This window comes from Marinococcus halotolerans DSM 16375 (genome assembly GCF_000420725.1).
Classification (GTDB): Bacteria; Bacillota; Bacilli; order Bacillales; family Marinococcaceae; genus Marinococcus; species Marinococcus halotolerans.
In genome coordinates, this window is sequence record NZ_ATVM01000007.1 from 42,219 (window position 1) to 67,669 (window position 25,451).

The window sequence follows — 25,451 nt, forward strand, 5'->3', positions numbered from 1 at the left end:
AATTGTAAAGACGAAATCCGGAAATTTCCATAAAAAAGAACTGGCTCTGCTCCCGTTTCCAGTTCTTTTCCGGTACCTTTTTCAGCTCCACTTGTTCGTATTTACCCCGTATTCCCGCTTCAGCTGTTCGTTCATCAGACGGAAATGCTCCTGCAGATAGCTCCGGTCTTCGTCGCTCATTTTTTCGACTGGCTCTTTGCTCACAATGAACGCTTTCATAAGTCGCCTGCGAAGCTTCTGCGGTATCCATTTAACATTGATGAAACGGTATTTACGCAGCAGCCCGTTTAGTTTCCCTCCCGCGGCTGTCGTATTATAGCTTTCATTCATTTTTACATCCATGCTAAGCTCTATGTCGCTGTCCAGTCTCAGAAATTCCAAACAATGCCAGGCGGTGGCTTCCGGTTCTTCTTTCAGGTCTTCAAACAATAACAGAAGCAGCGATTCCCTTGGGAAAACCTCCAACCAGCGGCTGACCTGTGTGTAGTAATCGCTCGTATAAATATGATGAAACTCCTTGTTGCGAATCAGATCGCTGAAGCTCTGGGTTGTTCTGCCGTACCGTTTGCTGTGCAGATACCCGGAATACGTCCGCTCCACCGGATCCCGCATAATATAGATCAGCTTTGCGTCCGGATTCAGCTCGTACAGCCGCTCCGGTATGCTTTTATCCTCATATTCATACTTGGGGCTTGCAAGCGTGTACGATGTCGAAGCATCGAGCAGCACCTCTGCCTCCGGGTCAATAAACCGCTCCTTATACCACTCCAGCCCCTGGCCGTACTGATTGGACAAATAATCCGGCTCCTTCGGCTCTGCGAGACTGACATCCGGATGCTGACCGAGCAGATTCGCAAGTGTCGTTGTTCCTGCCTTCTGCGCACCGATCAAAAATGCAGACGGGGGAAAACCCATAGTGTACGCCTCCCTGGGTGTATTACATACATGTGTCAGCTGAACGTTCTCAACCGGTCGAGCTCTTTCTTTTGTGAAAAAGCAACCTTTTCATCGTAGTTCGGATACCCGAAGGCGATAAACATAATGACCCGCTCGGAATCCTTCAAATTGAATTGTTTCTTGACCTCTTCTTCTTTTATGGCAATATCCGGCCAGTTTAATACGCACGAGCTTACCTGCTGGCTTTCAAGCGCGAAGAGAAAGGACATAACAGCAAGAGAGGAATCAATATAAATCAGGTGTCTGTCTCTTTCAAACGGATACGCGGACAGATCCCCGATGACGATGGCCAGGTTATTGATATTATGGCTGAATCCCTTCGTCCCCATCGGTATATCCACTGCTTTTCTTAGCAGCTCCTCATTCTGAATAATTTTAAAGTAGTAAGGTTGGCGGTTGCATGCAGTAGGAGCCTGGGCAGCCACCTGCATCGCCTTATCGATTTTTTCCTGCTCTACCTTGCCCGGCCGAAACCACCGGACCGAACGGCGGTGTTGGGCAAGCACCTGCAGGTCTTCAATCGATGTGCGGAGTTCAATGTCCCCGTTCCGCTGGTACGGCTTTTTATTGGTTTCCCTTTCTTCAAGCGGCTGAAAAAGCCGTTCCGCTTTGTCACGGTCCTTCTGCGAGACCGTTACTGCAAAATATTCTGTTAATACATCATTGGCCCAGGTGATCTGCTCGTCTTTTGGATACAGGTCCTTTAAATAATTAAAGCATTTGACGGTTTCGAGAATAAAAGAAGCGCCAAAAATGTCTCTCCGGGGACTCATCAGCAGTCCCTTTTCCAGACGGTGAATATTTCGCCGGAGCAGATAATAATTCGACGTTTCCGCCTGAAAGCTTTTAAGATGCTCGAGCTTTCCTTTCATCACGCTGTGCGTTTCGCGGCGGAATTCCGGATTGAATATGTAGTAGACACTGCTTAAAAACTTCGTGCGCGAAAACACTTCAACCACTTTAATGGACAAGCTTAATTTTGCCTGGGGAACCTTTCCCGTAATTATTCGAACGGCCTTTGCCGGCATTATTTTTTTAACTGTACTTTTCATACATCTTCTCCCTGTATTTGTAATAATTCTATCGTTATTATACAGTGTTTTTGCAAAGGCGTACAACTGTCTCCGTAAAATAAGCAGAGGCACGAATAATCAGCCGTAAAACAGCAAGGGAAGGCGGATTGATTTCTCCTTTCCTTTTGGTCTATACTTTTAATTTAAGCGGTTAAATCACTATTCATCACAGGAGATGAACTTACTTATGCCAAATATTATTATTACCGGGGCGCAGCTTTACAACAAAGGCTCAGAAGCAATGATCTATACGGTCACAAGCGAGCTGAAAAACAAGTATCCCGAACACCATATTCTTCTTTTGACCAATATTGAACACGACGAAAAGGACGTCCGCGAGTTTCCGTACGAGTTAATTACGCTATCGTTCTATGACCGCCTCGTGCTTTATTTTCATTTAACTCCGCTGTACGAGCTCATGTACCGTGTAACGAAAAAACGATCGATCCGAAAGCGCATGGACAAGCTGCGCAGGGCTTTTCTTGAAGCCGATCAGATTTATGACATCAGCGGATTCGGGCTTTCCAACCAGTTTACGCTCCGGCACCAGTGGAGCTATCTGCTGAACCTTTTACTTGCCAAAAAGTATAACGTGCGTTCAGCGCTTCTGCCGCAGTCGTTTGGTCCGTTCACCTATTCCAAAACGCTGAAGCCCTTCATGCATTATCTGCTTCGAAAAGCACTCTCCTACCCGGAAAAGGTGTTTGCGAGAGAAAGCGAAAGCCGTGGGCATATTTCCGCCTTTCGTCCGGACGACGTCACGCCGGCCATGGACCTGGTCCTCACCAATAAAGCGCCGGAGTCCAAACATGAGGTGAGCCGGAATGCGGTCGCGCTAGTTCCAAACAAGAAGCTGCTCAATTACCAGCCAAAAGAGAATGTCATTGCTTACTTTTCCAGCATTATCGGCTTTCTCGAAAGCAAGCAGGAAAACATTTTTCTTTTATACCATTCCCGGGAGGACAAAGAGCTGTGCGAGGAAATTCTCGAATCTCTTTCCGACCAGAGCAGAGCTGAACAGATCCCGGTCGTCGAGGTCACGTCCGAAAACGCCGAGGAAGAGCTGCACAACAAGAAATTTATTGTCGCCTCCCGGTACCACTCCATTATTCACGCCTACCGCTCCTCCACCCCGGCGCTTGTGATCGGCTGGGCAGCCAAATATAAGGAGCTGCTGGAATACTTTCACCAGGAACGCTACCACGTAGACATCTCCAGCCTGCAGACGGAAAAAGTGATGCAGCAGCTGGACGTTTTATACAATCAGTGGGAGCAGGAATCAGCCGCCATTGAGAAAAAACTAAAAACCCTCGACCAGCAGGATTACCTGCTATAGAACATAACAGGCTCCGGGGCCATCAGCTCCGGAGCCATTTCTCTGTTTAAAAATAAAACGTATGCACGATGCCGACGGTCATCACCATCGCAATGACCGTGAGCGGCAGGCCGACTTTAATATAGTCGGAGAATTTATAACCGCCGGGACCATACACAATCAGGTTCGTCTGATACCCAATCGGCGTAACAAAGCTTGCCGAAGCAGCGATCGCAATTGTAACGGCAAACCCCATCGGATTGGCATTCAGGCTTTCAGCAATACTGAGGCCGATCGGAATCATCAGCACCGCCGCCGCACTGTTTGTGATCAGTTCGGTGAACAGGTTCGTCAGAGCGTAAATGAAAAACAGAATAACGATGATTCCAAGCGGCTCCCCGAAGGCAAGCAACCCCTTCGCTATCCAGGCAGCGAGTCCGGTTTCAGTCATCGCCGACCCCACCCCGAAAGCACTCGCAATCAGCAGAAGCACCTGAAACTGTACGTAGCGCTTCGCTTCCTCGGGTGTAATAATACGTGCCACCAAGAAAATGAGCACTGCCAGTGCCATTGCCTGAAACATGCTGAGCCACCCAATCGTGACAATCGCAATCATCGCCAGCAGCACCCCGAGCGAGAACCAGCCCTTCGCGGGCCTCTCCCTGATCGATCCCGGGGTCTCCAGGGCAGAAACGACGTAAAAATCGTTCGAGCGCTTGTACTTCTGCAGAAAATCCGAGCCGGCGAGCAACAAAAGCGAATCCCCGGGACGCAGGCGGATGTCCCCGATTTTACTCTGGATCCGTTCGTTGTTACGGTGTACCGCAACTACGCCTGCATCGTAGGACGAACGAAACTGCGCCTGTTTAATCGTCTTGGACTGAAGCGAGGACTGGTGGGAGACAACTGCCTCCACCAGCTGGTTCGATCCGTTCTGCAAATCATCGAGCGTCAGCTCGGTGCCAGTTTTCAGCGTAAGCCCCGCTGTGCGCTGCAGGTCAGCCATTTTTTCGATTACACCGGTGAAAATTAAACGGTCCCCCGCCTGCACAATCGTATTGGAGCTTACCGGCGATATCCGCTCATCCCGGCGGATAATTTCGATCAAAAACATTCCCTGCAAATCCCGGAGCCCTGCTTCCTGAACGGTTTTCCGCACGTATGGAAACGTCGGCTCGACCTTCATTTCACACAGGTACTCCTTCGCCTCATCCTCCATCCGTTTCTGCGTTCCTTCATAGGATGGCAGTACCCGGTAGCCGACAGTAAACAGGTAAATCAATCCGACGACCGTAAGCGGCAGGCCGACAATCGCCAGCTGAAACATGCCAAACCCCGCCATATCGTAATCCAGAAGCATCCCATGCACGACCAGGTTGGTCGATGTGCCGATCAGCGTAATTGTTCCGCCCATAATCGTCGCATACGACAGAGGGATTAAAAATTTGGATGGTGCATAACCGCGGTCTTCGCACCATTTTTTAATAATTGGGGTGAACGCGACCACAATCGGAGTGTTATTTAAAAACGCCGACATGCCGGATATCGGCACAAAGGTCCGTACCATTGATGATACCGGTCCACGGCTCTTTTGCAGCCAGCCGGTCATAAACCGTTCCACGATCCCGCTCTTCTGCACTGCCCCGGCGACGATGAACAAAAGCGCAACCGTAAGCATCCCCTCGTTGGAAAACCCGACCAGGGCCTGTTCTGTCGTCAGGATACCGCTGATCAGCAGAATAACCAACACGGTAAACACGATCATATCCGGCCGTGCGATTTCAAAAAACAGCGCCAGGAGCATTCCTGCGATTAATATTAATACGACACCCATTTCGATAGTCATATGTACCCCTCTATTTCCTACCATTCTTATAGGAGTGATTATACAGCAAAAGAGACCCGCTGCGGGAGCCTCTTTTCAGTTCTAGCTTTTTAAATTTTTGATAATGGATCTTACCCGGAACGGCGCTGTAAATGATTTGGTCATGATAAACGCAATCGGCCGGGTTTTTTTTGTGAAAAAGCAGACAAGATAAGTAGAAATAAAAAACGCGCTGATCGTCGCGATGGCCGCTCCAATTCCTTCATACCTCGGAATAAGCATAAAATTCAGTGCCACATTAATGATCGCTCCGCCACCCTGGCTGTACAGGGAAAAACGAAGATAATCCTCGTTGATCAGCCATCTGCTGAGCCCCTGGCGCATAAAGGCGAAAATGCCCGCCCATATATGAATAGACAATATGGCAGCAGAGGCCCTGTATTCTTCTCCAAAGGCAATATTTACGAACGGTTCACTTATAAATGTCACTACGACTGCCAGCGAAAAGGCAAGCAGAAAGAGTATATCAAATACCGCCTGGAGACGTCGGTGATAGCGGGCGGTGTCTTTGCTCCGCAGCTTGATCATCGCCGGAAAAACCGAGGTAATCACTGCTATAGGGATAAAATACCATATTTCTGACATACGGGCCGCTACTGCATACACGCCGACAGCTGTCTCATCGACCATAAACCGGAGCATAATCTGATCGACCTTCATATAGATCGCTGCTGCCATACTCGAAAAAATGAGCGGCAGGGACCGGGTCAGCAGCGGTTTAACAAGATTGGACCTGTACTTCCAGTCGAGGAGGGACATTTCATTTTTACGCAGAAAGATCACTTTCGCCAGGCTGGTCATCGCTACTTCTGCGGCATAGATAATTACGAAATAAAGCAGCTCTGCCTGCAGGAGCACAAACACTACCTTCAAAACGGAAAATACGATAAGTACCAGGCTTTCTGACAGCGCCACGTACTTGGACTTTACAATCGATTCATAGTACAGCTTAACGTTTTCAAACGGCTTAAACAAAAGCGATAACGAAAATACGACCGTAAACCAGATAAGCATTGGATCTGTCTCATAAAAGAGCGCAAATATGACGAGCCCGATACTGCTGATGAGTGCTGCCAGAAACTTCAATACAAAGCTCGTGCCGAGCAGTTCATTCTGCTGATCCGGATTGCGTACCAGATCCCGGACAAGCACCCCGGCCATGCCAAGCGCAGTAATCGGCCCTAAAATATTAATCATTGCCATTAAGTAATTAATAATGCCGAACTGGTCAGGGCCTAGAAAACGGGCAACCATAATAACGACAAGAAAGTTTGCCGCCATTCGAAAGAACTTCTCAAACATAATCCATCCGGCGTTAAAAAACATATCTTTAAAACGCGCTAAACTACCAAGCACTATTACACCTTCATTCCCCGTTCATTTTTTATGCCGTAAATAAGAAAACGACTTAAAATGACTTCACTACAAACCAGCCATTAGTCTGGTCTTTTCTATTATAGAAGAATCTTTCATTGTCTTCGTATCTGGCGACAGTACCTCCGGCTGCTTCTACAATTGCCTGCCCGGCGCCGGTGTCCCACTCCATCGTTGGCGCGTAGCGCGGATAAAAATCGGCCTTTCCTTCTGCAATCAGGCAAAACTTCAGCGAGCTGCCGGCAGATACTACATCCACCCCGCTATATGTTTCCTTCAATTCGTTAATAAACGCTTCGGTCTCCGCTGACATATGTGAGCGGCTGGCGACAACATGCACTTCCCCTTCAGGCTCGGAAGCCGACAGCTTTTCGCCATGCTGCTGGAGCAGTTCTTCACTGAGCGGCAGCCTGGAGCTGACATCGGTGACCTTGTAGGCCCCAAAGGATTGACTGCCGATGTACAGCACGTCCTGGGCCGGTACATAGATGACGCCCATGACCGGATACTGTCCTTCAATTTTTGCGATGTTAACTGTAAACTCATCGTTTTTCTTCACAAATTCCTTCGTACCATCCAACGGGTCCACCAGCCAAAACGATTTCCAGTCTTTGCGCTGCTCGTAATTCACCGTATTTCCTTCTTCACTGATAACCGGTGTTTCCGGATCCGCTTCATGGAGGCCCTTGGCGATTACATTATGGGCACGCTTGTCCGCTTCTGTCAGCGGGGAGTCATCCTCTTTATGCTCGACTGTAAAATCCCGCTTGTACACTTCCATGATTTCCTGTCCTGCTTCCACTGCAATCGAAATGACTGCGCTTGTAATAATTGCCTGCATAAGTATGCTCCTTTATAGATGGTATAGTCACTTACTCCCCGTGCACGGCGCTAATGATATAATCAATTTTCTCCGCCCAGCCGTGCTGCCCAGCGACCTGCTTCCGCTGCTCGATAAGTTCAGGAGTCTCAGCCTGAGCAAGCATTGCTTCTATCTGTTCAAAAAAAGCTTCATACGACTCGCAGTGAACGTACACGCCCGGCTGTTGGTGCCCTTTTGTTGTAGGTACGCCGTGACCGACCGTACCAAGTCCGGCGGCCAGGTATTCAAACAGCTTTAACGGGCTCACCGCTTTGTTATAATCAATATCTTTGTACGGCATTAACCCGACGTCCATATACTGCAGATAATCCGGAATAGAGGCTGACGATTTTTCCCCGAGAAAGTGTACATTGTTCATCGCCTGAAGCGCCGCCACGTCGCTGTCCCGCTCATCTGCAACCGGCCCGATCATTACAACGCTTGCACCTGGAAAGCGTTCTGCCGTCCCCCGTACCAGCTTCAGATCAATCTTCTTTTTAATTCCCCCTGAAAATACCAGCCTTGGCTCCGGGATGTCTGCTGCTTCTTTGGCAGCCTGCCTTGGAGCATTGTAGCCTTCGAGGTCCACCCCATTTTCAATTACTTCTGCTGGCCGGCCGGCAAGCGCTGAAAGATGACTGCCAAGTGTCTCAGAGGTGGCAAATAGATGATCGCTGCGCTGGGCAATTTTCTGTTCAGCAAAACGGATCAGCTTTAGGTACGCGTTCTTTTTCCAGAGTGGCTCTTCTCCTTCTGCCGACCAGTTGGAGCTTCCCCATAAATCGCTGCAATCATACACTACTTCATCCTGTGACGGAGCTGCGAGTTTCCAAAAAGCCGGATACGTATACCATATGTAATTGTTGGTTCCTGTCGTGAAAAATCGTTGCATCAGCTTCCGGATAGGCAGAATACCGGCCTGTCCGATCATTCCTTTATATTCCGGCAGTTCTAATTGAATAATGCCGTTATCAAGCTTTCGGACATTGATGTGACGGTTAAAATTCAACGCTTTTTTCCAGGTTGTCTGATACGGGGCGATCCAGTACACCTGATTCGTTTCAGGAAGGTCCGCCAGACGTTCAGCAATGCGGTGCCTGCGGTATTTGATTGCCGCGTAGTCCCAACGCTCCTGACCAATAATAAAATAATTATTTTTTTTGCCTTTCAGCATTTTCAGCACCTGCTTTAATAGTTTTTAAGTTTCTCTCTGTGTCCCTCGTTCGTTATGTATGAATCACTCGCTCTATTGTACACTTCTTCCAATTAAGTGAAAAGATGATTTCCTCTTCTATAATACAGGCAGTAGTTTTTCCTTCCTATAAAGAAAAGAGAGCTGCCCAGACGGGCAACTCTTCACTCTTAATTTTTGCTGAAGTAAGAATTCGTACCTTGATAAATTCCTTCAGCGAGCTTTTCTCTGTAGGAGCTCTGCTTCAGATAGGAAGCTTCTGTGGAGTTATCGATGAAACCAAGCTCCACTAGTACAGAAGGAATTTTCGTTTCGCGGATGACGTGGAAGTTCCCTTCCTTCACCCCGCGGCTTCTTCCGGAGGTTTCCCGGATGATGCCTGATTGAATTTCTTCTGCGAGCTCTTTACTTTCAGCACCTTCATATTTACTGTACCAGTAAGTTTCAATGCCGTGTCCGCCGCCGGCGTTTGTATGGATACTAAGGAAAGCATCCGCGCCTGCATTGTTTGCGATCGAAGAACGCTGGGAGAGCGACAAATACTTGTCACTTTCACGCGTCATCACCACGTTAGCTCCGGCTGCACGTAATTTACTTGCCAGGTATTTAGATGTTTCGAGGTTAATATCTTTTTCTTTTAATCCATTTCCCTGTGCGCCTGGATCGTGGTCGCCGTGCCCGGCGTCTACCACAATTGTCTTGCCGGCTACAGCGGATTCAGATGGATATGTTTCATCTACGTTTAATGCTGCACGAAGAGCTTTCATTGTGTTCGGACCGGCTACACCGTCGACCGCAAGATTTTTAGAACGCTGAAAATCCTTTACTGCCTGATCGGTGGCGGAATCGAACTGATTGGATGGATTGCTTACACTCATGAAACCAAGCGCTTCAAGGTCGAGTTTCAGCTGTACCACGCCGTCATGAGTCGTGCCTACCTTCATGATCGAAATCGAACCGTAGTTTCCTGGATCTCCGACGTCGTTTGTATCGTCATCACCCGCTTCATCATCACTCTCTTTAGTGCTGAGAACTTCGCTGATTTTCGCGAGTGTCTTCGGACCGGCTACACCGTCGACATACAAATCATAATCGCGCTGAAATTCTTTAACAGCTGCTTCAGTCTGCGGACCGAATTTGCCATTCGGGCTCGAGATGTCCAGGTACCCAAGCGTATACAGGTCCTCTTTCATGGCCTTGGCCGCCGGGCTGTCCACGCCGTCCTTCAGAAGGTCGCTGTCATTCGAACTGCTGTCGTCGCTGCTCTCGTCATTTGAACTGTCACTCAGCACCTCCGCAAGCTTTGCGAGTGTTTTTGAACCAGCTACACCGTCAATGGTGAGTGTGTACTGCTCCTGAAAGTCGCGTACCGCCTGATCCGTTTTCGGACCGAAATAGGTCGTCGGGTTGTCGGTGACGTGGAAGCCTGCTTCGTTCAAATCCTTCTGAAGCTGCTGCACGTTCGACCCGCTCACGCCCTCCTTCATGACGCTGCTGCTCGGACTGCTGTCGTCGCTGCTGCTATCGTCAGCCGGGCTTTCACTCAGCACGTCCTTCAGCTTCGCGAGTGTGTTCGGGCCGGCGACACCGTCAACGTAAAGGTCGTTCGCCTTTTGGAAGGCACGGACGGCACTGTCCGTTTTCGGACCGAAATAGGTCGTCGGGTTGTCGGTGACGTGGAAGCCTGCTTCGTTCAAATCCTTCTGAAGCTGCTGCACGTTCGACCCGCTCACGCCCTCCTTCATCACGCCGCCTGAGCTTCCGCTATCCGAGCTGCTGTTTTTAGCACTAAGCACCTTTTCAAGCGCTGATAAGGTGTTTGGGCCGGCAATGCCGTCAACAACCAGATTCTGATCCTCTTGGAAAGCCCTTACGGCACTATCCGTTTTTGGACCGAAGTAAGTCGTCGGGTTGTCGGTAACGTGGAAGCCTGCTTCATTCAAATCTTTCTGAAGCTCTTGAACTGCACTTCCACTGTCCCCCTCTCTTAGAGATGAAGCAGCATCTGCCTGCTGGGTTGGGAATAGTAAGGACGTTATAAGTACGAACGCAGCTGCGAGTAGTATGTAGTTTTTGAGGTGGAAAATGATTTATTCTCTCCTTTCGTTATAATTACTGATAAATTTGTGGTACATGTACATTTTATATGCTAATACTTACGTCCTACAATGGGACTAACTTACATATTGCATATTATTACATTTTTTTACTTAAATAAACCCTTTTTAAACAACATTCATTCTAAAACATTACATTTTTGTTACAAATGTTACAGAATGAAATTACCTTTAAATCAGTATTTAATGACCATTAAAAATTTCATAAACGCTTTTTCACGGTAGTTATTTGTTACTTGTTTATGCATAATTATTTTCTTTGTTAAAATTTGCTTGTAATTTCATTAGCCATTTCATACACTTTCATTATAGATAAAAAGGACTATTTTTCACAAAATTGAAAGGGCGTCTGATGAATGAATAAATCGACAATGTTTCTCATTTTCGGGACTTTAGTTGGCACCACTTCCCTTAGCTATACACTAGCCCCGCCAATTGTAGCTGAAGCGAACTCCGATGAAGAAACACAGAAGGAAGAAGAAACATCCTTTATTCCCCTTGAAGAAGGAACAGCAAATGACACTGTTTTAGAAATCGAAGAATACCTCGAAACTCTGGATTACATAGCAGTCACTCCGGATCGTATTTATGATGAAGAAACAACTGAAGCGGTGGAAGCATTTCAGACGGAAAACAGCCTTGAAATTACCGGTGCAGTCGATGAAGAAACCTTCAATACATTGAAACAGCTGGCTGAAGATACGTTGCCTGTTGAAGAGGAGCCGGAAGCGGATTCATCAGAAGAAGCTTCAGATGACGAACAGAATACTGAAGAGGATACTGAAGAAGTTACTGAAGAAGATTCAGATACTTCGGCATCCACGGAGCAGTCCAACGATACCGAAGCAGAAGACGAAGCTACTGAGACAGAAGAAGCCGACCATTCAGTGGAAAAGCAGGACACCGAAGCTCCCGAGTCATCTGACGAAACAGAACCAGCTAATGAAGCTGAATCTGAATCTGAAGAAACGGAAGAAAACGTAGTAACAGAAGAGCCTGAAGAAGAACTTCAAAAAGAAACAGAAATACTATCAGAAGATGAAAAAAATACTGAGGAAGAAAACTCTCAGGACAAAGAGCAGGATACCGAAGAAAGCGATTCCTCCGATGTAACAGCACTTGCGGAAGAAGCTGAACCTGAGGATAAAGAAGATACTGAGGAAGAAAACTCTCAGGACGAAGAGCAGGCAGATGAGGAAATTACTGATGATAATCAGCGGTCAGCTGTTGCTTCTTTCAGCACCTTTTCCATGCAGCCGGCATCGCTTAGCACCAGTCTATTGAAAGTTGGTGTATCGGGTGGTGACGTCCAGCAGCTGCAAGAAAACCTAAACGCAGCAGGCTTTCACGTCACGGAAAATCCCACCACCTACTTCGGCCCGAAAACCGAAGCGGCCGTTAAAGACTTCCAGCGTGCCAATAACCTCGTTGTCGATGGCGTCGCCGGACCGAACACGCTCACAAAGCTTGCTGAGGTGCTGAATGAGAGCAACAACGACGACAGCAGCTCGAGCGACAACGGCCTTCTGCAGGACGGCGTGGACAGCCCGGCAGCCAAGGCCATGAAAGAAGACCTGTATACGCTCGGCTACCTGGACATCTCGAGTCCGAATGGCAAATTCGGGCCGCAGACTGAAGCAGCCGTTATTGCCTTTCAGAAGGATCACGGCTTAACGGCTGATGGTGTGGCTGACGATAAGACGCTCGCAAAGATCAAAGAAGCACTGAACAAAGATTCCGCTGATGAAAATACAGAAGAAACGGAAAGTCTCAGCAGCATCAGCAGTACCTTAAGAGAAGGTTCCCGCGGAGAAGAGGTACAATTGCTGCAGCAAAAGCTGAACAACGCTGGCTTTCAGGTGACCGATAACCCGACCACTTACTTCGGGCCAAAAACGGCAGCTGCCGTTAAAGACTTCCAGCGTGCCAACGACCTGGTTGTTGACGGGATTGCCGGGCCGAATACACTGGCTGCTTTAGAAAAAGCTCTCCAGCCGCAGAAAGAAGAGGAAAAGCAGGAAGACACCTCTTCAGATTTTTCCCGCGGTGATAGAGGTGAAGAAGTCCGAGAACTGCAGATTCTGTTGAATGACGCCGGCTTCCATGTCACAGACAATCCGACCACCTACTTCGGGCCAAAAACGGAAGAGGCTGTCCTGGCTTTTCAAAAAGCAAATAATTTATCTGTAACTGGAACGATGGATCAAAACACCATCAAACTGCTTAAAGGAATTAATGACACACCACCTGACACGTTGAAAAACGGCACAAGGCACGATTCCGTACAGAAGCTTCAGAAAAAGCTGAACCAGGCCGGTTTCCACGTGACTGACAGCACCACGAATTATTTCGGACCTAAAACCGAAGGTGCGGTCAAAGAATTGCAGCGCTTGTACGGCCTGCCCGTTACAGGCGAAGCTGATACAGCTACGGTAGAAGCTTTAGACGCAGTTCTTAACGGTTATTCCAACGGCACTCGCAGTGAAAAAGTCCGTTCGTACCAGAAGATGCTTAACGATGCCGGCTTCTTCGTAACAGATAATCCAACCGATTACTTTGGGCCAAAAACGGAAAGCGCAGTAAAGGAATTCCAGCAGGCGTATGACCTGCCAGTCACCGGTGTGCTGGATAAGCAATCTATTCAGAAGCTCGAAACTGCAAGTCAGCCACTCGACCGCCTTGAAAAAGGCGACCGTCACTCCAGTGTAAAAGAGCTGCACCAGCTGTTGAATGACGCTGGATTCCAGATAAACAAGGACGCCTCCAATTACTTTGGTGAAGAAACGGAAGCCGCTTTAATAGATTTTCAGCAGACGTACAAACTGAAAGCAGACGGCATTGCAACAGAGGATGTAATGGACGCTTTAAACGAAGCTGTTACCGAGCGGAACAATGCACTGAAACGCTATGATTCCAGCTCTGAGGTCAAAAACCTGCAGCAGACCCTGAACGCTCTCGGGTATACAGTGACAAGCAACCCAACCAACTACTTCGGGCCAAAAACGGAAGCCGCTTTAAAGGATTTCCAGCGTGCAGAAGGACTTCCGGTGACTGGGATGCTCGATAGCAGAACAGCAGAAGCTCTGGAGGCTGAAATGAACGAATCTATCCCATCACCATTTACCTCCGTGCTGAGCCAGGGTGATAGCGGAGACAGTGTCATCATGCTAAAGCAGTACCTTGAAGCTGCCGGCTACAACACCAACACCTCAAGCACGTATGACCAGGTGACCGCTGACCAGGTGAAAGCCTATCAGTCCGCCAACGGGCTTTCTGCAAGCGGATCAGCGAACGGCCAGACCTTGAGCTCCCTCGTTGAAAAGCGGGGCACCACGTACGTATTCTCCGGAAAGCAGCGCTTCGGCCACGGTGTCGGCATGACTCAGTGGGGTGCTTACGGCATGGCCCAGCAGGGATACAGCTACGATGAAATCTTAAAGCATTATTATACCGGCATCGACGTAGTGAGCAGCGACAGCTATAAAAATAAAACAATGCGTGTGCTTCTCGGAGACACCCAGAAAAACTCAGCTGATATCGAAAGCTCCTCCGCTTACAGCATTGTGACCACGAATGGAGACACGCTGTTCGATAACGTCTCCGGCTCCACCAGCGTCAAATACGGCTCAGGCGGGAACGGAACATATACCGTCACAAATAACGGAACGAAAAAAATGACCACTGATCCGATTTACGCAGCAAGTGCAAGCAACGGTACTATCGAATACGACGATGTTACCTACAAGGGAGAGATTCATTTCCCTAAGAGCCTCGTAGACGGTAAGTACACAAGCAGCTGGGTGATGGACGTTGTTAACCACGTGAATATCGATACGTATCTTGAAGGCGTCGTTCCATATGAAATGTACACCAGCTGGAATGAACCGGATGCATACAAAGCCCAGGCGATTGCCGCCCGCTCGTATGCGATGACTAAAATGAAAACAACCGGCAACTTTGATGTGTACAACGATACTCGTTCCCAGGTGTATCACGGCGTACCGACCGGCTCTCATAATAGCCCGACCATTCTAAACGCCATCCAGTCTACAGGCGGCCAGGCCATTCACTACAACGGCCGGCTGGTGGAAGGCGTCTACTCCGCTTCTGCGAGCGGTCACACCGTGGACGCAGCAGATGTATGGGGAAATAATGTCGGCTACCTGATCGGTGTCCCGGACCCTTACGACCCGTCAGTATATAACCAGGTGAGCTGGACCGAATCCTTTTCGTTAAAAGAGCTTTCGGCTGTTGATTATTTTAAAAATGAAAACAAAGGTGAGGTGCTTGCCCTGCAGCCAACGATGAAAAACGAACGGCTTCAAAGCATCGGTGTGATCATGGAAAAAGGAACAATCACTCTTACCGGTGACCAGTTCCGGAGCGCCGTTGACTCCAACGCCATGAAATCGAACATTTTAAGCATCAAGGAAATCAACTAAAGATATAAAAAGGGAGCTTCTCTAAATACGAGATGCTCCCTTTTTATTACTCTTCAAAAAACTGGTCCACCCCGCCGGTTAGTCCTTCAGAGGTGTCGTCCAGGTAGTCCTCTTCACTTAAATTAGCTGCATCCGTTGAACTGTCGATAAATCCAATTTCCGCCAAAATGGCTGGAATATCCGTATCACGGATCACCTGAAAGTTGCCTTCATGGACTCCGCGATCCACAGCGCCCGTAGCCTCAATCAACCGTTCCTGTACATCTTCAGCCAGCCGTTCGCTTCTTTCAGCCTCGTGCTCCCCGTACCAGTAGCTTTCATCGCCGACACCTCCGCCGGCATTTACATGGACGCTTACAAACGCGTCCGCATCTGCATTGTTCGCCACCTGTGTCCGTTCATCGAGTGACAAGTACCGATCCGACTCCCGGGTCATTACAACGGTCGCTCCCATTGCCTCCAAATCGCGCTTCAGCTTCATCCCGGTGTCTAGTACAATGTCTTTTTCCTCGAGGCCGTTCGCTGCTGCCCCGCCGTCATAGCCGCCGTGGCCCGGGTCAATGACCACCGTTTTGCCCCGAAGCGTGCCGGGAGCGCTTTGATTCAATTCCCCGTCGATTGCTTCTAGCGTATTAGGACCGGCGATGCCATCAATCGCAAGCCCATACTCCCGTTGAAAAGCCGCTACCGCGTCCGATGTTTCGCTGTCGTATTCCTCGGTGTATTTACCCTGGTAGTATTCCAGCTGATGCAGGTCCTTCTGCAGATCAACCACTGCCTGACCGGTGCTTTCTGCTTTCAACACCCCGGGATCTGTGTTTTCCTCTTCTTCCTGCACTTCATCCAGCTTAGTCAGCGTTTCCGGCCCGGCCACCCCATCAATTGACAGTTCATATTCCTGCTGGAATTCCTCCACCGCTGCTTTTGTCTGAGGACCAAAATACGTGGTCGGCTGATCTGTTACATGAAAGCCGGCTTCGTTCAGTTGTTCCTGAAGCGCCTGAACTTCTTCTCCCTCATCATTAATACTGAGAAGATCGTTTGAAGTGTTTGTTTCTTCTGATTCTTCCTCCTCTGCTTCCTCTTTACTTTCCAGAACTCCCTCCAGAGCGGATAATGTTTTCGTGCCGGCAGCGCCATCGGTGGTCAGGTCGTTTTCTTCCTGAAACTCCTCTACCGCTTTTTCGGTTTTCGGGCCAAAGTAAGTGGTTGGCTCATCGGTAACGTGAAAACCGGCTTCGTTTAAGTCCTCCTGAAGAGCCTGAATACGCTCACTGCTCTTCCCTATGGAAAGTGAAGCCGTATTTTCGCTTTCCTCAGTTTCTTCTGTTTCATTTTCCGGTTCACTTTCAGACTCTGGTTTTCCCCCGACTTCTTCTAGTTCCTCAAGGGTGTTCGCCCCGGCTACCCCATCGATTGTAAGCCCTTCGGCCTTCTGGAAATTTTCTACCGACGTTTCGGTAAGAGGGCCGAAATATGTTGTCGGCTCATCGGTGACATGAAACCCGGCTTCATTTAAGTCCTTCTGAAGTTCTTTTATGTATTCACTGTCGTCACCTGATTTATATGTGCCAGAAGCAGAGGCACTGCCGCTATTATTAAGAACCGTATTTAATTCTTCCAGGGTTCCTTCGTCTGCGGTTCCATTATCCTGAAGCTGATATGTACGCTGGAATTCCTGAACGGCTTCCCTTGTTTTGGGGCCAAAATATGTAGTAGGAGTATCTGTGACATGAAATCCTGCTTCATTTAAATCCCGCTGCAGTTCGGCAACATGTTCATTGCTGTCGCCCTCCTGCAATTCATCCGAGGAAGCTGCACTGCTTTCGTCGGTCTCGCCCAAAGCCTCCCAGGTGTTGGGACCCGCAATACCGTCAACGATTAAACCATTTTCCTTTTGAAACTCCTCTACTGCTCCACTTGTTTTGGGACCAAAATATGTAGTTGGGTTTTCTGTGACCTCAAAGCCAGCTCCATTAAGTGTTTTTTGCAGTTCCTTTACGTCTCCTCCAGAATCTCCTTCCTCCAGCGTTTCCCCTGCTCCTTCTGCCGTCTGGGCATACAGCGGGAAGATTGATGCAAGAACCAAAGCTGTGCCGATTGGCAGCAAATACCTGCGTGTTGAAATATCTCATACCTCCTGATTAGTGTAATAAACTGTACTGCCCGTCCATTCTATCGACACTGCAGAGGGGTCACAATAGTTCCAAATTGTATTCTTTAATGATGATGTGCTCAGCAATATTACAAATGTTACACCAACTTTTTCATCTTTTTACCTTTGAATGAATGGAAATTCATAGGATTCCTTGCAAAACATACCTGTGTTGCATAGACTCTCTTGTATACATAAAGAACTAATTATAAATACCTAAAAAGGAGTTTTTATTTGTTTAAGCCAGGTAAATTTTTATTGTTCAGCACTGTAGTTGGGTCTGCTTCTCTTTACCTGTGGCAAGCTGGACCATCGGAGGTTCAGGCGTATAATTATGACAGTCTGCCATTAAGCGAACCCTCCTCTGGTGAAGACGTGCTTCAGCTGCAGCAGGACTTAAATGAAGCAGGGTTTCATGTGACGGATAATCCCACCGACTATTTCGGCCCACTCACAGAAAGTGCGGTAGAGGATTTCCAGCGGGCTAATGGGCTTGATGTGACCGGCGAAGCGGGAACACAGACCATTGACGTTCTTTCCAACGAGTTGGCAGACGGATTCCGGCGGGGCGACAGCGACGCCGCTGTTCAGGCCTATCAGGAGGGTTTAAATACGGCCGGCTTTCATGTGACCGACAGCCCAACCACCTACTTCGGTCCTAAAACGCAGGAGGCTGTAGAAGATTTTCAACAGGCCTACAACATCCAGATCAGCGGCATGCTGGACGCGGAAACGGTCGAGGCTCTGGAGTATGCTGCCTCTTCCCCCGAAAGCTTTCAAAACGGAGACCGGCATAAAGATGTACAACGCCTTCAGGAACAATTAAATGAGGCAGGTTTTCATGTAACGGATAATCCAACGATGTATTTCGGTCCGCGGACAGAGGCTGCCCTGAAGGATTTTCAGAAATCGGCCGGACTTTCTGCGGATGGCATCGCCGGAGAAAGCACATTGCAGCTGCTTGAACAGGACGCGGAAGGCTATGCCAACGGCATGGAGCACGAGGACATCCAAACGTACCAGCAGATGCTGAACGATGCCGGGTTTCATGTGACCGATGAACCGACCACCTACTTCGGGCCGCTGACCGAGCAGGCTGTAAAGGACTTTCAGCAGTCATACAGTCTTCCGGTTACTGGCATTCTTGATGATGAAACCATAAAGGTTTTGGAAACAGCCAGCGAACCCCCGGAGGTTCTTGAAAATGGCGTGCGCCACGCTTCGGTCCAGGAGCTGCAGCAGCTATTAAATGATGCCGGCTTCCACGTGACGGATAACACGACTAATTACTTTGGTCCAAAAACCGAAGAAGCGCTCCGTGAATTCCAGCAGCTTTACGGCCTTGAAGAAACAGGCACAGCTGACAGCGAAACCATGGAGACCTTGGAAGCCTATATCGATCAGACAGAAAATGCCCTGGAGCGCGGAGATTCAGGTGAAGGCGTCGAAGAAATGCAGACCAGCCTGAACGCACTTGGCTACAATGCAAAAGAAGATCCAGACGGATCTTTTGATGATTCTACAGAAGAAGCTCTTCAGAAATTCCAGACAGAGCAGGGTATCCCTGCGACTGGCATATATGACAGCGTTACAGAGGAAACCCTGGAGGAACTAGCAGCCGAATCGTTCCCTTCTCCTTTCGAGCATGAATTGCAGGAAGGAGACGCAGGAGACGACGTCCAGCTTTTGAAACAGCATTTAACAGCCGCAGGGTTTGAAACGAACTCAGGCGACAGCTTTGATTCGGATATGACGGCCCGGGTGGAGGAATATCAGGAGGAGCAGGAGCTTGCCGTCACCGGCACAGCTGATGCTGCCACACTAACATCTCTGCTTGAAATGGAAAGCAAAACCTATGACTTCTACGGTAAAGACCAGAACGGCCACGGCGTCGGCATGACCCAGTGGGGAGCTTACGGCATGGCCCAGGAAGGTAATAGCTACGAAGAGATTCTCAAGTATTATTATACTGACATTGACGTTACCACGAGCAGTGACTACCAGAACCGCGATATCCGCGTACTGCTCGGCGAGACCGACCAGAATTCCGCCACGATCGAAAGCGGCGAAAGCTACGACATCGTGGATGCAGACGGCGAGCCCGTGCTTGAAGATCTGGAAGGCACTACAGAGATTTCTTACGGCTCCGATGGGAGCGGCGAATTTGTTATTACTAACGGAGAGACGGTCGCAACGACCGAAAAAGCGATATCCACAGAGGGAGACGGAACGTTCCAATACGAGGGCACCGAATATAGAGGCAGTCTTCAATTCAAGAAATCGGACATTGATGGCATCCAGAGCAGCTGGGTGATGGATGTGGTCAACCATGTCGACATCGATGACTATCTCGAAGGCGTCGTTCCTTACGAAATGTACAGCAGTTGGGATGAGCCCGAGGCATTTAAAGTTCAGGCCGTAGCCGCCCGGGCCTATGCCTTCACCCAGGCTTCCCCGGAAAGTAATTTCGATGTATACGACGATACTCGCTCCCAGGTGTATCACGGCATTCCTACTGGCCCTCAGGATAAATCGATGATTCTGGATGCCATCCATGACACAAGCGGTACTGTACTCACCTATGACGGGCAGCTTGTGGAAGGGATTTATTCCGCCTCAGCAAGCGGCCATACCGAGGATGCAGAAAACGTATGGGGCAGTGAGTTTGACTACCTGACAGGCGTGGAGGATCCGTATGATGGTTCTTCTTATGCGCAGGTCAGCTGGGAAGAATCCTTCTCCACCGGAGACATTTCCAGCATGGAATATTTCCAGGAGGAGGAGAAAGGGGATGTCCTTGCTCTCCGGCCAGTAATGGAAAATGAACGACTGCAGGAAATGAACGTCGTTATGGAAGAAGAGACGATTACTTTATCCGGCGACCAGTTCCGGAGCGCCGTGGACTCCAATGAAATGGACTCCAACATTATGCGTATTGAAGAAAAAGAATAGCAAAAAACCCCCGCGTATTTAACTGGCAGAACCGGTTACAACGCGGGGATTTTTATTTACTGAATGTTTAAGAAAGCTCCCGGGTGATACGGGCGCCCATCTGCCGAAAGAGTCCAGGAAGATCCTGGTAGCCCCGTTCGATTTGGTAGACGTTTGTGATACAGCTCCGGCCTTCAGCTGCCAGGGCACCGATAACTACCGCCGCCCCACCCCGGATATCACGTGCTACCAGCTCCTCCGAGCCTGTCCAGTCTCCGGTGCCTGTAAACGTAGCAACCTGGCCTTCCGCCCCGTTCACGCATAGAAAGCCCCCGTCTTCGACCGTACCTGAAGCACCAAGTTTATTTAGCTCCCAGACGTATTGAAATCGCCCGTCGAGAATCGTTTCTTTGATAGAGCTGTTTCCTTCGGCTCTTGCCATCATCACTCCGTGAAGCGGCTGAATATCTGTATGGAAGCCGGGGTAGGCCGAGGTTTCAATCGACACTGGCTCGAGAGGCTTTTCCCACGATACATCCAGGTAGTTGTCATCATGGTCCTCTATGCGAAGACCTGCATCGCGCCATACGTTCACTTCTTTTTGAAGGAAATGGGCACCTGTGTTGTGAATGCGTACATTTCCTTTCGTGGCACCCACTGCCGCAATCACTGTAGAAGCAATGATCCGATCGCCCATGACGTGATGCGTGGTGCCATGAAGGCTTTTTACCCCATTGATGATCATTGTATTGGAAGATTCACTCTCCCATCCGATATCTGCTCCCATGTTATTCAAAAGCTTCATAACGTCGATCACTTCCGGATTAATGGCTGCATTTTTCAGCGTTGTCCGGCTCCCCTCTCTCGCCACCGCGGCAAACATGACGTTTAGCGTGCCGCCAAACGTTGGGTAGTGAAATTCAATGTCCTTGTCTTCAGCGGAGGCTCTGGAGCTGAAAACAATGCCTTCATCCAGTTCTTCTGCCTTGTGTCCCAACGTGTTTAAAGCCATGGTATGCAGATCGTGTTTTCTGCTGCCGATATTGCAGCCTCCCGGGATGGGCAAAAACAAAGACTCTCCCCACCGGGCGCTGCCGCCAAGAAGCAGCAGTGAATGCCGGATCCTGCTTGCTTTTGTCCGGTCGATCCCCTGATCTTCCCATGTCCTCTTCTGGACGATTAATGAATCCGCTCCCGAACGCTGAATGTCTACTCCAAGTTCTTCAAGCAGTTCCATAATGAGACGAACATCGTTCAGTTCAACAGGAACACTGTGCAGAGTTACCGGCTCTTCGGTGAGGGAAGCTGCCACCAATGCCGGGAGTACGGCGTTTTTCGCTCCTGGCACATAAACATCTCCTGTGAGTGGTTTTCCGCCTTCGATCTCATAGTAAGGGGAGCCGGCCGTTGAAAAAGCGGATGTCTTACGCTGTTCCATGCCTGGTGTCATTCTTTTTCTCCTTTCGGGGGACTGTCTTCAGAGCATCCGGATCTATAGCCACTCATCCATACGACTTCCGGCTCCAGATTCACGCCATAGGCTTTTAAGACGCTTGCGTGCATCAGCTCCATCAATTCCGACATTGATTTGGCAGAAGCACCGCCGGTGTTTATCACCCAGTTTCCATGCTTATCGCTAATCTTCGCATGGTTATTTTCGTACCCTTTTAAGCCGGCTTCTTCGATTAATTTCCCGGGAAATGGTCCGGAGGGCGGGCTTTTGAACGTGCTACCCACCGTAGCCACACCCTTCGGGAATTTCCGTCTCCGGATTTCCATTGCTTCCTTCGTTTTCCCCCGGACAGCTTCGGGATCTTCGGCATATTTATACTGAAAACAACCGCCTAATATAACGACTGAACGGTGCAAAAACATGCTGGTACGGAAATTCATATCCGTTTTCTCCCCCGGGGCGTGAATAATTTCCCCGTTTTCATTCACATACGTTACAGTGCGCAGTATGCCTTTTGTCTCTTTTCCGATACAGCCGGCGTTCATTGCCACCGCGCCTCCAACTGTCCCCGGGATCCCGGCGAAAAACTCAAACCCTTCCACTCCCCTGGCGGCCATATTGGTCGCCAGTGCCGGAAGAGCCATGCCGGCATAAACAAACACTTCTCCGCGCTCTTCATCCACGGTAATGCTTTTTAAATGCTTATTCAAATGAACCACAATCCCCGGAAACCATTCTTCGTCCACGAAAACGTTCGAGCCGTTGCCCATGGTCATAAGAGGCAGATCATGCTCATTTGCAAAACGCACCACTTCGCACACTTCTGCTTCTGTACGCGGAGCAGCATAATACCGCGCCGTGCCCGGAAGCTTCCAGGTATTCATTTTTTCCAATGATTTATGCTCTTCTAATACAAATGACATTCTTTACCTCCAATGCTGAGACATCAGCCGAATTTATTCCGGCGCTTTTCTTTTAGCTTTTCCTGAATAACCGGCCACAGTTCGAGTTTAAATACGTAATAATTCATTTTGGCCAAAAATAGCAGTGCTCTCGCTTTTTGCAGCCATGACGGTTGTTTTCGGCTTTCCGCGCGTTCATTTATCATAGCTTCAATCTGCGGGGAGACGGCGTTAATATCATAGTTCTGCACTACATAATCCCTGATTCTGCTCCTTGTTTCCGCATCCACCCTCAAGTATTCGAGCAGTTCATCGTAATCAGTGGACGACTCAATGTTTCTGCCGGCAAAATTATAGGCAGCAAGCTCCTGGATGTTGTCTTCGGTCACTAATTTAAATTGATATGATTCATTGACTACGATGCCTGGCTTTCCCAAATATAAGCCGTCGATGATGCTTCTGCCTTTTCCGGCGACCATGTCATAGTCCGGGATTTGTTCATGTACGTTCGGCACGTGGCCGAGTATATGCACGCTCAAACCGTATGCATTCTGCCATTCCTCGGCTTTTTGCCTGACTTCCAATTCATTCTTTCCTTCCCCGGCTATCGTGAGTGTCACTTCCCGGCTGGTGCTTCGGCTCAATTCGAGCGCTGTATTAAAAACGTTATATACGGAATGAATTTTATCATAATCCAGCCTGCTGATTAAAAGAAGGTTCAGCTTTTTCTCCTGTTTCGGAAGCGTCCCAAAATCAGGTTCCGGATAGTAGGTGAAGTCCAGCCGGTGGGGGAACACATGAATCTGTTCCACAGGAAAGTGATATTTCAGCAGATCCTGCTTATTTTCTTCACTGAACACGATGACTTCATCGCGTTTCATAATAACCGAAAACTGAGGGAAGACACTGCTCCCGGGAATTAAATATAAAGCCGGTGTTCCCGTCCACATAGTAATGAACCTGGTAAAGTACACGTTCATCTCTGTGATGGCAATGATAACATCAGGCTTCTCTGTTTGGATGCGGTGCAGAAAATGCTTAAGCAGCCTGAGGTTTTTCAGCGGCTTCCGGCTTTCAAATTTATCAATATCAAACAGCTGATCGACACCGGCATCCCGGTATTTTTCCGTGCCGTCCGTAAATTCCCCGTGGACCGTCACCTCATGACCCATCCGTCTGCCCAGTTTGGCATATTCCAGTAACGAAAAGGAAGCTCCTCCGCTAAAGCGGCCGTTTTTCAGCAGTAACTTCATTTTCTTCCCCCTGCTTTCCAGCTGTAGAATCACTTCGTTCTCTATGCGCCTGCTTCATGATTTTCCGCGCATGGCAGCATATTTTTTCTTCGCATACACTGCTATTTCTGCGATGTCTGCTTTTTTAATGATCAAAATGTCCTTTATGTTCAGCTGTTCTTTCCGGGCATACAGGCGGGCGTAAACGACAGCGCCGATAATATAGCTTATGGTGGAAGCAATCGCTGCTCCGTTAATGCCGAGACCCGGGATTAGCATAAAGTTTAAAACAATATTAATAATAAGCGGCAATGTAAAAGCTCTGATCGCATACAGCGGATACCCCCTGCCGGACATATCCGGGTGCAGTACCTTTGCCACGCAGAGCGCTATGACGCCGGGCATTAACAGCTGCAGCACAGTCGCCGACGGCACATACACTTCTCCGTACAGCAGCCGTATCAAAATCGGGGCAAGCACGATGATACCTGTACAAATGACGATAATCACCGGGTACGAGACCCGCAGGACTTTCACCGCCCGACGCACCGTTGCTTGTTCATTTGTGCTCGTAGCCCCTTTGGCAAAGAGCACCAATCCAATTGCAATCGGCAGCTGCCAGACGAGCTCTGCCATATTCGTTCCCACTGAATACAGCCCGATTTGATCGTCTTCCACTAAATACCGCAGAATAAAAATATCAATTTTGTAGTTCAGCGTTAATAAAAATAACGCCAATGCGTACGGGATCCCCCTCTTGCATATTTTCCATATCACACGGTAATCAAGGCGGAACTTCCAATTCACGTATGTATTTACCTGGATGAGAAAGTACAGTGAGATGCCAAGCGGAATCAAAAACTGCACGAGTGCTCCGCCGCGCACCCCGAAACCAAGCAGGGCCACAAGCAGAATGACACCGAAAAACTGCACGTTCGCTTTAATAATTTCACCGAGATTAATGGCTCCTATTCTATTCTTTCCGTGAAGAATGCCTTTATAGTAACCATGAAAAAGCTTCAGCGGCAAAGAAGCTAAAGCAATCAGCAGCACGAGCCAGTCGTATTCATCGCTCATGGAAAAATAAAAATACAGACCGACAACAGCCGTCGTCGCAGCTGTTGTAAACAGCCATATGCTTAAGACAGCTGAATTGATTGTATCTACTGAATATATCTGCTTTCCGGTAAAATATGCAGCCGACTGCCGCACTCCGAGATCGGCCAGGGAGTAAATAATATTAGGCAGGACAAAAACAGCAGTTACAATTCCCTGCCCTTCCGGCCCCAGCACTCTTGCCATAATGACGGAGGAAATGAACGTGCCAAACAGCAGCAGTATTCTTGTCCCAAATGAAGTGATAATATCGAATACGGTACTGCGCGGCCGTGTCTGTTGGTTCTTCATTTTATACGTTCCTTTTCAGTTCGTTGTATAGAATTGTATTTTTACGCAACATTTTTATCTTATCATACTCCGCCTGTAAACAGATGAGAGTATGTTAATGAGACTATGGGCTCTACGAAAGAAAACGCAGCACCCGGCTGCGTTCTTTCTTAAG

15 protein-coding genes are annotated in these 25,451 nt (G+C 48.7%); 3 read left to right on the forward strand and 12 right to left on the reverse strand.

Annotated elements, in window-relative coordinates; translation table 11 throughout:
* Positions 1–81 precede the first annotated feature (81 nt).
* Complete coding sequence (locus tag G548_RS0107000; protein ID WP_022793445.1) at positions 82–915, reverse strand: sulfotransferase family protein; 834 nt, start codon at positions 913–915, stop codon at positions 82–84.
* 35 nt (positions 916–950) lie between these two features.
* Complete coding sequence (locus G548_RS0107005) at positions 951–2,009, reverse strand: nitroreductase family protein (protein WP_022793446.1); 1,059 nt, start codon at positions 2,007–2,009, stop codon at positions 951–953.
* A gap of 208 nt (positions 2,010–2,217) precedes the next feature.
* On the opposite strand from G548_RS0107005, the gene G548_RS0107010 reads away from it, so the two are divergent.
* Positions 2,218–3,366 (forward strand): polysaccharide pyruvyl transferase family protein, encoded by a 1,149-nt coding sequence (locus G548_RS0107010; protein ID WP_022793447.1) that lies wholly within the window; start codon positions 2,218–2,220, stop codon positions 3,364–3,366.
* A gap of 46 nt (positions 3,367–3,412) precedes the next feature.
* Here the strand turns inward: G548_RS0107010 and G548_RS0107015 are convergent, their stop codons facing one another.
* From G548_RS0107015 to G548_RS18725, 5 genes are all read right to left on the reverse strand, one after another.
* On the reverse strand, positions 3,413–5,191 hold the full coding sequence (locus G548_RS0107015; protein ID WP_022793448.1) for an SLC13 family permease: 1,779 nt from the start codon (positions 5,189–5,191) through the stop codon (positions 3,413–3,415).
* Positions 5,192–5,272: 81 nt separating this feature from the next.
* The gene (locus G548_RS17575) at positions 5,273–6,556 is read right to left on the reverse strand and encodes a flippase (protein WP_281163396.1); all 1,284 of its coding nucleotides are present in this window, start codon (positions 6,554–6,556) and stop codon (positions 5,273–5,275) included.
* 82 nt (positions 6,557–6,638) lie between these two features.
* Complete coding sequence (cysQ, locus tag G548_RS0107025) at positions 6,639–7,445, reverse strand: 3'(2'),5'-bisphosphate nucleotidase CysQ (protein ID WP_022793450.1); 807 nt, start codon at positions 7,443–7,445, stop codon at positions 6,639–6,641.
* Between the two features lie 31 nt (positions 7,446–7,476).
* Positions 7,477–8,640, reverse strand: coding sequence for a glycosyltransferase (locus G548_RS0107030; protein ID WP_022793451.1), 1,164 nt, complete (start codon positions 8,638–8,640; stop codon positions 7,477–7,479).
* Positions 8,641–8,828: 188 nt separating this feature from the next.
* Positions 8,829–10,748, reverse strand: a complete 1,920-nt coding sequence (locus G548_RS18725) for an N-acetylmuramoyl-L-alanine amidase (protein WP_342664629.1) — start codon at positions 10,746–10,748, stop codon at positions 8,829–8,831.
* 383 nt (positions 10,749–11,131) lie between these two features.
* Between G548_RS18725 and G548_RS0107040 the strand changes: the two genes are divergently transcribed.
* Positions 11,132–15,217, forward strand: a complete 4,086-nt coding sequence (locus G548_RS0107040; RefSeq protein ID WP_022793453.1) for a peptidoglycan-binding protein — start codon at positions 11,132–11,134, stop codon at positions 15,215–15,217.
* Between the two features lie 46 nt (positions 15,218–15,263).
* Here G548_RS0107040 and G548_RS18730 read toward each other — a convergent pair whose 3' ends face one another.
* On the reverse strand, positions 15,264–17,327 hold the full coding sequence (locus G548_RS18730; RefSeq protein ID WP_022793454.1) for an N-acetylmuramoyl-L-alanine amidase: 2,064 nt from the start codon (positions 17,325–17,327) through the stop codon (positions 15,264–15,266).
* A 279-nt stretch (positions 17,328–17,606) separates the two neighbouring features.
* Between G548_RS18730 and G548_RS0107050 the strand changes: the two genes are divergently transcribed.
* Entirely contained in the window at positions 17,607–20,324 is a 2,718-nt protein-coding gene (locus G548_RS0107050) for a peptidoglycan-binding protein (RefSeq protein WP_022793455.1), read from the forward strand.
* Between the two features lie 67 nt (positions 20,325–20,391).
* On the opposite strand, the gene G548_RS0107055 is transcribed toward G548_RS0107050, so the two are convergent.
* From G548_RS0107055 to G548_RS17595, 4 genes are read right to left on the reverse strand one after another with little or no spacing between them, the layout of a single operon-like run.
* Positions 20,392–21,753, reverse strand: coding sequence for a UDP-N-acetylglucosamine 1-carboxyvinyltransferase (locus G548_RS0107055; RefSeq protein WP_022793456.1), 1,362 nt, complete (start codon positions 21,751–21,753; stop codon positions 20,392–20,394).
* Positions 21,750–22,679 carry a UDP-N-acetylmuramate dehydrogenase gene (murB, locus tag G548_RS17590; RefSeq protein WP_022793457.1) on the reverse strand — a complete coding sequence of 310 codons (930 nt, stop codon included), beginning with the start codon at positions 22,677–22,679 and terminating at the stop codon, positions 21,750–21,752. Before murB ends, G548_RS0107055 begins: the two co-directional genes overlap by 4 nt.
* 23 nt (positions 22,680–22,702) lie before the next feature.
* Positions 22,703–23,911: a glycosyltransferase family 4 protein gene (locus tag G548_RS0107065; RefSeq protein WP_022793458.1), complete on the reverse strand. Its 1,209-nt coding sequence runs from the start codon at positions 23,909–23,911 to the stop codon at positions 22,703–22,705.
* A gap of 54 nt (positions 23,912–23,965) precedes the next feature.
* Entirely contained in the window at positions 23,966–25,297 is a 1,332-nt protein-coding gene (locus tag G548_RS17595; RefSeq protein ID WP_022793459.1) for a flippase, read from the reverse strand.
* Between the last annotated feature and the right edge of the window lie 154 nt (positions 25,298–25,451).

Bases quoted from the DNA above. Each gene is read 5' to 3' on its own strand.
- cysQ (WP_022793450.1), bottom strand. From the start codon at position 7,445: ATGCAGGCAATTATTACAAGCGCAGTCATTTCGATTGCAGTGGAAGCA.
- G548_RS0107065 (WP_022793458.1), bottom strand. From the start codon at position 23,911: ATGAAGTTACTGCTGAAAAACGGCCGCTTTAGCGGAGGAGCTTCCTTT.
- G548_RS0107030 (WP_022793451.1), bottom strand. From the start codon at position 8,640: ATGCTGAAAGGCAAAAAAAATAATTATTTTATTATTGGTCAGGAGCGT.
- G548_RS0107015 (WP_022793448.1), bottom strand. From the start codon at position 5,191: ATGACTATCGAAATGGGTGTCGTATTAATATTAATCGCAGGAATGCTC.
- G548_RS0107040 (WP_022793453.1), top strand. From the start codon at position 11,132: ATGAATAAATCGACAATGTTTCTCATTTTCGGGACTTTAGTTGGCACC.
- G548_RS0107010 (WP_022793447.1), top strand. From the start codon at position 2,218: ATGCCAAATATTATTATTACCGGGGCGCAGCTTTACAACAAAGGCTCA.
- G548_RS0107000 (WP_022793445.1), bottom strand. From the start codon at position 915: ATGGGTTTTCCCCCGTCTGCATTTTTGATCGGTGCGCAGAAGGCAGGA.
- G548_RS17575 (WP_281163396.1), bottom strand. From the start codon at position 6,556: ATGTTTTTTAACGCCGGATGGATTATGTTTGAGAAGTTCTTTCGAATG.
- G548_RS0107005 (WP_022793446.1), bottom strand. From the start codon at position 2,009: ATGAAAAGTACAGTTAAAAAAATAATGCCGGCAAAGGCCGTTCGAATA.
- murB (WP_022793457.1), bottom strand. From the start codon at position 22,679: ATGTCATTTGTATTAGAAGAGCATAAATCATTGGAAAAAATGAATACC.
- G548_RS0107055 (WP_022793456.1), bottom strand. From the start codon at position 21,753: ATGACACCAGGCATGGAACAGCGTAAGACATCCGCTTTTTCAACGGCC.
- G548_RS17595 (WP_022793459.1), bottom strand. From the start codon at position 25,297: ATGAAGAACCAACAGACACGGCCGCGCAGTACCGTATTCGATATTATC.